This window comes from Brunnivagina elsteri CCALA 953, from assembly GCF_002289455.1.
GTDB lineage: Bacteria > Cyanobacteriota > Cyanobacteriia > Cyanobacteriales > Nostocaceae > Brunnivagina > Brunnivagina elsteri.
In genome coordinates this window covers 1-10722 of sequence record NZ_NTFS01000231.1, presented here as the reverse complement: position 1 = coordinate 10722, position 10722 = coordinate 1, and the positions used below count along the sequence as shown (strand labels likewise).

Here is a 10722-nt window from a genome sequence, read left to right as displayed (position 1 = left end):
TTTGAGAATAAAACAAATATTTAAATAAATTTTTATAGTGACAAATAGTACTAAGTTCAGTTATGTATTGATGCTTTTATAGAACAAAATAATGTATTTTCAAATACATCCTAATATTTTATGAAAAATGTTTGGACTAAAGAATTTACGTGATATCTGCAAACAGATTTGGGAAATATTTGGGAACTATTTGGAAAATATTTGTAAGGTACTTAGCTTTTTAAAAAGGTCAGTAAACTATTACAAGCTATCTTTCAGAGTTTTGTACTGATATCTGTACTCATGCTTTAGCTGATAATCTTTTTGAAATCTTGAAGATAATGCGGTATTACTCGTCACTGGATTGAGACACCATACTAATTGGATACTAGTATTTTATAATACGTGAGGATAGCAAAACAACCGCGATTACTCGTAATTGTCGAGATGTCGCGATTTTTCTATTTACACTAAAAATGGGTTTCAACTTTACTTTGAAATTGCGTGAAGATATTGAAGATTCTACCCTCTAGGAAGTCTTTTGCCTAGATTCTACACTAGCCCTAAAAGGGCGGCTTCGGGTAGACGGGCAAGCAGATAAAAGTAAGTAGCAAGTTACAACATGACAGTAGATTTTGAGGTCTAACAGGTGTAGCTTAATTACTCAAATTGCAACTGGGGCATAAGTTGTAAAGTACCAATCCCCAGGTCTTGAGGAGAGAGCGATCGCGCTTCAAATAATGCCATCATGTCACGCAGTTGGGGATTGCCGCGACTAGCACCCGTAAGCCCTTTGGCAATAATTAAACCACAGTAACCCTGGGTATCTTTGCAGCGTTGGTTCCATTTTTGACGAGCTTCCACATGGGTTGGGTCATCATCTTCAAATTCGCCAAATAGAAATAATTCGCCATTGTGGGTTTGCAATAATCCGAGGTCATAACTTTCAGCTCCAAAAGGGTCAGCACCTGGGTTAAAACAAATAGCATTAAGCCCTTCAGCTTTCTCAATGCTTTCAATCACAGTTTTAGCTTTGGGACGGGAGGTTTGAATTAAAATCACAGGTAAACCATCACCGACTGGCTTAATAATTTCCCCTACTGGCTGATAGGTTACACCTTTACGTAAGTAATCGAGCATTTCCCACGAGACTACACCCAAGCTCAAAAAGGAGTCTTCGGGGATTAAATCATCCCGTAGCGAACGAAACATTGGTTCACCAGACGTACTTTCTTCGTCTTCATCACCAGCCATTTCTTCTAATTCAGCAGCTAATTCAGGCATGGTGGCAACGCTAACACTAAGGGACTTCGTATCTTCATTTTCTGGTAAAGCGATACGATAGCGACGGCTGAGAGTCGGAAATTCGTCAGTATTGAGTTGACGACGATGATCGCGAACAAATCGAAATAGGCTTTCGAGTGCCACGTATACAACCAAAGCTTCTTCGTCGTATAAAACAGAGCGCAACCCTTCCAAAGGATGGATATTGCCAAAGGTGGGATTAATTTCTGCTAATGGCAAGTCAGCAATATCTTCAAATTCTTCTTCTTCCTCTTCTTCGAGACGATCAAAAGTGAGAAACAAACAATCTTGCTTAAGAAAAGCTTCTTCTAAATCTTGGGTTGATTCATCGTCTTTTAAAACTGCGGCTCGGAAGCGCTTGAGCGAATCTTGGGAACGATATAGCAAAATACCGTATTCCATCCCCAACATCCCCATAATTGAGGCGTAGAGGGTGTCAATATCCCACTTATTAACCTCGATGGATATGACTTGCTGTTCTTCCAAAAAATCCCACGGTGCAGCTTGCCAGATGGCGTAGGCTTTTTCATGAAGTTGTTGGGCATATTGTGGAGGTAAGTCGGGGACTTGGCTGTCGATGATATCGGCAAATCCGCGAAACAATTCATCAATTAGGGGTAGTTCAGGTGCGTAGTCGATGGCAATATCCAAGTCTTGGAGGACACCCCGCAGGTAGAATTGAATTTCGCGATCGCGCACCACAATTCGCTGTGGACGTGCTGGTCTTGCAGGACTATGGGGATTTTCCATTGCCCGCATTAAAGTACGCACAATTGCCTCAGGTCCCGTATCTTGGGCAACAACATCCATTCCCCGGACAATTCCTTGCGAACCATCCACCCAAAGAATACATTCCCCCTTATCTTCTTCTGATTGTGGGGATTGGGTGTTTGATTGCGTGTTTGATAATGGACGGCGATCGCCCTCCCACACAGAAGGAATCTGAGGTACTTTCTTCAACCGACGACTGGTAGAGCGATTAAAACTTGTCATAAACTAGGTGAATCTGAAAAAGCGATACAGTATGAGTTTTTTGAGTCTTTATGTTTTTTTGGTCTTTTGTTTTTTTATTGAGGGTTTTTTGATAAAACTCCTAGAATATTAAAAATCCCAAAATACAAAATATTTAGCGGTGAGAGGTAATTGGATGAGATTTTGTATTATATATGGCTTCGACAAGACAAAAACGATTCTCCAAAAACACTGAGTCTCTCAATTCTAGGATAAAAACCTTTGGTCGATTTTTGCTAAGTGTTTAATAATATTCCTAACTTCCAAGCCGAACCTCGCTACAATAGGTGGGACTAGGGACTAGATACTAGTTAATTAAATAATTAATAATAAAAGTACACCTCTTTCTCTACTTCCCCATACCTAACCACTAATCCCCAAACTGAAGGAGCAACAAAATGACACAAGCAACCGAATCTCAAACACGAGGAATCCAGTTAAGCGAAGCTGCGTTACGACAAGTTAAATCTTTGCGCGAGAAGCAAAATCAAGACTTATGTTTGCGGGTAGGAGTTCGCCAAGGTGGCTGTTCTGGGATGTCTTACATAATGGATTTTGAAGACGTAAGTAAGATTACCCCTCATGACGAAGTGTTTGACTATGATGGCTTCAAAATACTCTGCGATCGCAAGAGCTTATTATATCTTTATGGTTTAATGCTCGACTACAGCGATGCCATGATTGGTGGTGGATTCCAGTTTACTAACCCCAATGCTGCTCAAACCTGTGGTTGCGGTAAGTCCTTCGGTGTGTAATATTGTCATTTGTTAGTGGGGATTGGGCATGGGGCATGGCGGATTGGGTATTAATAAATATCCCACAACCATTAACCCATGACCAATAATAACCATTAACTAACGACTAAATAAATAATTTACTATGACTCAAACTGTCGATTCCCTGTTTGATACAGGTTTAGAACGTTATAAAGCTGGAGAAAGCGTCACCGAACTGATTCCTGTTTTTAAAGAGGTATGCGATCGCTCTCCAAAAAGTAGTTCTGCATGGACTTGTTTGGCTTGGCTCTACCTGCTTGATGGCAAAGCCAATTTAGCCTACAAAGCAGCTCAAAAAGCAGTTAAAATTAACCAACAAGACCCCCAAGCACGGGTTAATTTAATTCTCGCAATGCTAGAAACCGGACAGAAAGGACTGCGCGAACATGTTGAGTTTGCACAACAGTTGATTTTTGTCAATGAAGAATGGCGCGAAGAACTCAAGCAAAGTATCGAAGATGGTTTAACTAGAAAACCTGATTGGAAAAGTTTAATAAAAGTTAAAAATTGGCTATTTGAATCTTGATGGGTTAAGAGTAAGCCACAAAATGAATGATCCTGTGTTGTCATGCTGAGGAACGAAGCATCTACGCGAGATTCTACCCTTCGGGAACGCGAAGCGCGAACGTTCCTCAGAATGACATTGGGCATTTCTTTCTGTGGAGTTCTCTAAATGGGTTATGGACGACCCGCCGGGTCGTCTGTACAGGGATTATTAGAAATTAGGGCGAACATTAGTCACCTCAAAAAATATCTAATACTTAAAATCTAACAACCATTAACCATTGACAAATAACAAAATTTATGAGAGAAAAATTTTTGAACTGGCTGAACATCATACTTGTAGCCGATGTTTTTTTAGTATTTTTGGGGTTTGGATGGTTTGCGATCGCAGTTATTGGTGAGGCTACTGGAGTCCATCTGGGTTTAGATTTGTGGCACCAGCTTTGGATACCCGTATTTAATCCTGCGATCGGTATTTTAATGGGAGGAGCGATTTTAAGCGGGATTATTAGTTGGATTTCCAAGAAATTTTCAGCCAATCAGTAGAGACGACCCGATGGGTCGTCTATCCTCAAAATTAAAAATTACGAATTAAACACGGTTGCCGTTTGAGAATCCGGTAGCGGAACCCAAGGTTATTTGCCCTGGTTATTATTCGTTTGCCCCGATTTTTATTACATCAAAACAAGAATCGCCATATCAATCACTAAGGAATGAGGATTTAATAACCTACAACTTTCGATTTGATTTGGAATGGTGCGTTACGCTGCGCTAACACACCCTACTTTTGATACTTTTGCACTTTATTTAATCCGCGTTCCTAACCATTAACTACTTGATAATTTCCTTTAAAGCTGGCTGTACTTGTGAATATTGATAAGTAAATCCAGATTCGAGAGTACGTTTTGGTACAACTTGTTGTCCTTCAAGTACAATTATTGCCCCTTCCCCAAGCAAACCCTCCAGAGCAAAAGCTGGTACTGGCAACCATGAAGGACGATTCATCACTTTACCCATCGCATCGCATAATTCTGACATCCGAACAGGATGGGGAGCAGTAGCATTATACACTCCCTCCATCTCTGTCCTTGTCAATGCTTGGACAATGAGATTCACCATATCATCAATGTGAATCCAAGAAAACCATTGCTTCCCGCTACCCAGGGGACCACCTGCAAATAATTTAAATGGTGTAATCATTTTATCCAAAGCACCACCATTGCCCAAAACAATACCTAAGCGAAAAATCACCAACCTCACCCCGGCATCTTTAACCTTTTCGGCTTCCGCTTCCCAAGCTTGACATACTTGTGCCAAAAAATCCTTGCCCGATGGACTCGTTTCGTCAAAGGTATCGGTTTCACTAGTTCCATAAAATCCAATTGCGGAAGCATTGATTAAGATACTAGGTTTTGGGTTTGCGTTAATTATCGCTTCGACAACTTTTTGAGTTCCCAGCTTGCGACTGTTAAGAATCTCTTGTTTACGTTCTTGCGTCCATCTTCCCTCTCCAATGGCTTCCCCTGCGAGATTAACGACAGCATCACACCCAGATATAGCATTTTGCCAAGTACCAGAAGTAGTTGTATTTGCGGCAATAATCTCCACATTTGGGAATGAGCTTTTTGGAAAAACTCTTTCAGCGCGATCGCGATTTCTAGTCAATACTAGTATATTTGTATTTTGCGATTGGAGTCTTTGAACTAAATGACTTCCGACAAATCCTGTTGCACCTGTAATCGCGACTTTCATGAAAACCTCTGCCAAACCATTCTCTAATGCTAAAGGCAAAGGGCAGATGAGGGAATGGGAATTGATTCTATGAGCAGGAATAATTGATTCTATGAGCAGGAATAAGGCAATATATTTTATTACTTCTGTCTTCTGTCTTCTGTCTTCTGTCTTCTGTCTTCTGCCTTCTGCCTTCTGCCTCCTGTCTTCTGCCTCCTATTCTTCTGCCTTTTTCAGTAACTCAGTAAAATTTTTATTTCTTGATGAATCGAAAAATACTTAGCTATAGGATAGTTAAATATTATAGGATGGATTGAGTGTTACAAGGCTTGGGGCTATTATGGCTCGGTATACCTGTTCGTTTCTTCTTTCTGTTTCAATAAAGAATCTCCAACCCTCGCTGATAGAACTTCTACACAGCAGTGGTTTGGATGTACAATATTACACCCCTGATTACGTCATGGCTCGTGAATTTCCTGGTAGTATTCCATTCTCCAAATTGGTCACGGTAGAAGCATTAATTGACAATACAACGGCAACAGAATCAGAAACTCGAATGACTTTAGTGATTAAAAACGAAGAATTACCGCTTCAGCTTGATAATCATTGCCGACAAGTATTTGACTATATTAAACAGGAAATTGAACATAGTCGCTATTGGAATTTAATTGAAAGTCTGGCAAGTTCGATTTGATTTGATTTTTTTTTGCAGCATGGCGATATGCCTTCATGCATTAAGCTCCACTTGTGGCACAACGAGCCAAAATCATTATCCTATTTATCAACACCCACAATAAAGCTCGAATAAAATTAACCCCACCGCCTGTGGCACCTCCCCTTAGTAACTACGGTGTACACACAAGTATACCCAGAGCGGGTTTCATCGTTCCCAGGCTCTGCCTGGGAACGCAACCCCAGAGGCTCCGCCTCTTGGTGTGACTGGAGGCGAAGCCTCTCGGAGGGCATTCCCAGGCAGAGCCTGGGAATGAGGAGGAAAGAGTATAGAAAGCTTACAACCCTTGCAGATAGGACTTGTGTGTACACCGTAGCCTTGCTAATGGGAGAGGTATCTTGCGGAAAGCCGCTGAGTCGCAAGCGACACGCTTCGCGTAGCTCGCTTCCCCGGAGGGGTACGCGTCTATGGAGAGGGGTTTTATATTAGTCAAGTTTTAAGCCGTTCGCAGTATAAATAACTAATAACTTTGAGCTTTTAATCTTCCATATCTTCTGCCATTCCTGGATTAATTAATGTAATGTCATACTCAGTTGAGTCTGTTTGTCCGGTTCGCATTGAATCTTTAAGGAGATAATAGATTGCACGTACCTGAGGTCCAAAAACGACTTCATCTTCGTTTTTAAGGTCTTGAGCTGGTAGCTTGCGTCCATTAATCACTAAGCCATTGGCACTGGGCTTTCCTTTGGCATCTCCATCCACAATTCGATAATAATGAGTTTGGTTATTATCATCCCGTGGAAGCCTGACTAATGTGGCATGACGACGGGAGACAAACTGGGAATTCAAACGAATATCGCACTCGCGATCGCGACCGATAGAATAGACTGGACGCTCAAGGATAATTTCTTTGCGTCCCCGATCGTCTTCTACGATCAATAAATGGCTTTCATTAATTTCTGCTGCCATTGGCAAATTGTCACTAAAATCAGTTGGACTTTGATTAATTAATCTATTTTGAGTCTTGTTTACTACCATTCTCGAATCTTGATTATATAGTATGTGACTAATGCAAATTAGCATTCCCAAAGATAATGCTAAATCAAGCATTCCACCTATTTTGTGCGAGGAAGAATGCCTCTGGATATATTCTTCTTAGGAGCAAACTTTTGGTTTGCCTAAGTCGGCATTCGCTTTCTGAAAATACAAATTTATCCCATTGGCTACACACTTCACAGATTTAGTGCAGGTTCAAAAATGATTGTTCTAATTCTGCATGTACTGTTGTTTTGATGGCATGAATAAATGGTTAAATGTGTTGTGTGGCAGCCTTGTCCATCCACCTAGTGAAACCTAAAATGTAGAATAATCTGAGGTTGAAGAAACTAGTGTTTTAGCTGGGTAGCATCCACTTGAAGGCGATTTACAGAATAAAAACCACCACACGATATTATTTTATCGTAGGAGAGAACTGCCGTAATCGGAAACAGAGAAGCAAGCTACGTCCTCTGAATAGGTAAGAGAACTCCACAGAAAGAAATGCTCTTCGGTCATTCTGTAAGTAGCAAGCTACAGCATGACAACACAGGATCATTCATTTTGTGGCTTATTCTAAGATTATTTTGAGAAATCACTTAATTGGGAGAAACAACTCGTCTTAATAAAAGTGAGTTGGTAACGACACTGACTGAACTAAAAGCCATTAACGCAGCAGCACTAGCAGGATTCAAAACAAAACCGAAGTTTGGAAGTAAAATGCCCGCAGCGAGAGGAATCCCAATCGTATTGTATGCGAATGCCCAAAATAAATTTTGGCGGATTTTGTTGAAAGTTGCACGACTCAACCGAATCGATTCTACTACATCAGTTAAGCGATCGCGCATCAGTATAATCCCAGCAGTTTCCATTGCTACGTCTGTTCCTGAGTGCATTGCAATCCCCACATCGGCTTGTGATAAGGCTGGGGCATCGTTTATACCATCTCCGACCATTGCCACAATCGATTTGAGATTTTTCCCTTTATCATCTTGCAACATCTGAATTGTCGCAGCTTTTTTGGTAGGGGGAACACCTGCGATTACGTTGTGACTATCAATATCAAGTTGTTTGGCAATTGTGGTTGCCGCTTCAATGCGATCGCCACTCAAAATCATTACCCGCAAACCCATTTGACGTAACTTTTCGATAGTGGTTTTGGCTTCTGGTCTTAAAGAATCACTAACAGCTATGATGCCAACTAGTCTACCGCTAACGGCAATATAAACAATTGTTTTTCCTTCGTTAGCGAGTTCCTGCGCCTTGGTAATCCCGGTATCGCCCATCACCACACCATGCCAGCTTAACCAATCTGAATTACCTAACAAAACGCTTTTCCCATCGACTAACGCTGATACTCCCAACCCCGGTTCGGTATGAAAATTTACAGCTTCTGGGATTGTTAACTCTTGTGTTAATTTTTCTGTTAGTTCTTCTGTTAGTTCTTCTGTAAATAAATGTTGCGTTTGGGCTGCATTTTGAATTGCGGTAGCGAGAGGATGACATGTACCTTTTTCGACTGAGGCTGCTATTTCTAGTAAAGATTGAGAAGTGAATTGAGCAGCTAACAGCGAGTTTTTCTCTCCCCCTTCTTCTAATTCCATATCCTCAGTAAGTACAATGCAATCTGTTACCGTCGGTTTACCAGTAGTGAGAGTACCTGTTTTATCAAAAACAATCGTGTCGAGTTTATGGATTGTTTCTAAAACGTCACCACCCTTAATTAATAAACCACGTTCAGCGCTCATTGCCGTGCCGACGAGAATTGCAGTTGGGGTAGCAAGTCCTAAAGCACAAGGACAAGCAACAACCATAACTGCGATCGCTAATTTTAAGCTTAATAGAAATGGGGATTGTAAAGTTGGGATTTGGGACTGGGAATATTCGTGTAGATGTCCCATTGGTGATGTTGCTGTCAGGGAAACATTTAATACAACATCCGACCAAATATGAGTACCGCAGAAGTACCAAAATAAAAACGTTAATAAAGAAGCACTTAAAACAAAATAGGTAAAATATCCAGCGACAGTATCAGCTAATTTCTGAACCGGAGCTTTACGAGTTTGTGCCGCTTCCACGAGGGCAATAATTTGTGCCAGGGTTGTATCGCTACCAATCCGAGTCGCAGCAATTGCGATCGCACCAGATTGATTTATCGTTCCAGCTGTGACACCATCTCCAGGCTGTTTGATTATAGGTATAACCTCCCCAGTCAGCATCGACTCATCCACAGTCGTTTGCCCGTAAACCACCTCACCATCAACGGGTATTTTTTCCCCTGGTAACACTTGTAACCATTCCCCAATCCGTACCTGTTCGGCTGGTATTTCCACAACCCCGTTACTAAAGGGATTAGGGAGGGATGAGTCAGAAGGTGCGATTTCCGACTTTGATTTTCCAATTAACCGTGCTACCTGTGGTTGAAGTGCCAGTAAACTTTTAAAAGCAGATGCAGCACGGGTTCGGGCTTGTTGTTCTAAAGTCTTTCCGAGTAAGATAAATCCCAACATCATCACGGGTTCGTCGAAAAAGCATTCCCACCCCATTTTTGGAAACAGTAGTGCCACAATACTAGCGGTATAAGCTGTTACCGTACCCAAACCGATGAGGGTGTTCATATTGGGAGCATTTCGTCGCAACCCCAACCAACCATCAACTATAATCGAACGTCCAGGAATTAATAGTGCGATCGTGGCTAATCCGCAGTGAAACCAGATGTTATTCAATCCTGGAACTAATCGGTCAAGAATATTACCAAAATGTCCTAATGTTGAAAGCAGCAGTAATAAACCCGCAACTATTAGCTGGCTTAATGCTGAATCCATTTCCTTGCGATATGCCAAGCTGTGCTTATCGCGCTTTTCCTCCACATCTTTTGCTTTCCCGTGGGGTACACGGGGTTGAGTCGGAAATCCACCTACAGTTAGATGCTTTGCCAATGCTTCGGCATCAACTACACCAATTTCCGACTCAACTACAGCTACCTCAGTTGCCAGATTGACGCAGACATTTACGATCCCCGGATATTGACTTAACTGACGTTCGACGGAACGCACGCAACCCGCGCATTTCATCCCTCCAACATCAAGGGTTATCTTTGCTACTGCTGTTTTTTTTGCTGAGGGATTTTCTAAGTTATTGTCTGGTTTTTGTTCGGTACTTGGAACAGTCTGCATGGGGAATTGTTGGATTTTCTACGAAACTTCAGCACTAATAGAAAATAGTGCCTCTTACTTGAGGGTAGGCTAAATACTGCGAATTAACCAAATTGACATGCTGTCAAACTAATTAACTTTTCCTTAATTTTTTAAACTTAGGGTTTAACTCACTAGAAGATTTATGAGTATTCCAACGTAGATAAGTAAAATATATAACCACACCTAGTTGAACGGGGATCAATGCAATTTGACTTTTCCAAAAGTCATCTACATTTAAACTCGATACACCACTAAAATATCCCCAACCAAGAATCAGAAATGGCAGTAGTAGTAACTTTTTATTATTGAGTTTAAGCATATGCATATGAATCGATATATTTTGATTGAGAGCTTTGAACTTAAATAATATCAAAAAATAATTTTGAATATATGATTTATAAATCAAAATTGCCCGAAAAACTTTCAATACTGTAAAATTCTATTATATAGTCGCAAAACAATAGACAGTGGATGAGAATTTTAATTTATTATAAATAGCGTAATATAATTT

8 protein-coding genes are annotated in these 10722 nt (G+C 40.9%); 4 read left to right on the top strand and 4 right to left on the bottom strand.

All coding sequences use genetic code 11. From position 1 onward, the window contains the following. Nucleotides 1–639 precede the first annotated feature (639 nt). Nucleotides 640–2277, bottom strand: a complete 1638-nt coding sequence (locus tag CK510_RS18940; protein ID WP_095723186.1) for a DUF6930 domain-containing protein — start codon at nucleotides 2275–2277, stop codon at nucleotides 640–642. 416 nt (nucleotides 2278–2693) lie between these two features. Between CK510_RS18940 and CK510_RS18935 the strand changes: the two genes are divergently transcribed. The 3 genes from CK510_RS18935 (at nucleotide 2694) to CK510_RS18925 (ending at nucleotide 4121) form a co-directional block, all read left to right on the top strand. Continuing rightward, a complete protein-coding gene (locus tag CK510_RS18935) occupies nucleotides 2694–3050 on the top strand; it encodes a HesB/IscA family protein (RefSeq protein ID WP_095723185.1) in 357 nt (118 codons plus the stop codon). A 124-nt stretch (nucleotides 3051–3174) separates the two neighbouring features. Next, nucleotides 3175–3597, top strand: a complete 423-nt coding sequence (locus CK510_RS18930) for a tetratricopeptide repeat protein (protein ID WP_095723184.1) — start codon at nucleotides 3175–3177, stop codon at nucleotides 3595–3597. Nucleotides 3598–3875: 278 nt separating this feature from the next. Further along, nucleotides 3876–4121, top strand: coding sequence for a DUF8620 family protein (locus tag CK510_RS18925; protein ID WP_095723183.1), 246 nt, complete (start codon nucleotides 3876–3878; stop codon nucleotides 4119–4121). Between the two features lie 285 nt (nucleotides 4122–4406). On the opposite strand, the gene thyD is transcribed toward CK510_RS18925, so the two are convergent. Further along, nucleotides 4407–5327: a thylakoid membrane protein ThyD gene (thyD, locus tag CK510_RS18920; protein WP_095723182.1), complete on the bottom strand. Its 921-nt coding sequence runs from the start codon at nucleotides 5325–5327 to the stop codon at nucleotides 4407–4409. 319 nt (nucleotides 5328–5646) lie between these two features. On the opposite strand from thyD, the gene CK510_RS18915 reads away from it, so the two are divergent. After that, complete coding sequence (locus tag CK510_RS18915; RefSeq protein ID WP_095723181.1) at nucleotides 5647–6000, top strand: hypothetical protein; 354 nt, start codon at nucleotides 5647–5649, stop codon at nucleotides 5998–6000. Between the two features lie 516 nt (nucleotides 6001–6516). On the opposite strand, the gene CK510_RS18910 is transcribed toward CK510_RS18915, so the two are convergent. Next, on the bottom strand, nucleotides 6517–7017 hold the full coding sequence (locus CK510_RS18910; RefSeq protein WP_095723188.1) for an FHA domain-containing protein: 501 nt from the start codon (nucleotides 7015–7017) through the stop codon (nucleotides 6517–6519). 596 nt (nucleotides 7018–7613) lie between these two features. Further along, nucleotides 7614–10190 (bottom strand): heavy metal translocating P-type ATPase, encoded by a 2577-nt coding sequence (locus tag CK510_RS18905; RefSeq protein ID WP_095723180.1) that lies wholly within the window; start codon nucleotides 10188–10190, stop codon nucleotides 7614–7616. Nucleotides 10191–10722 lie beyond the last annotated feature (532 nt).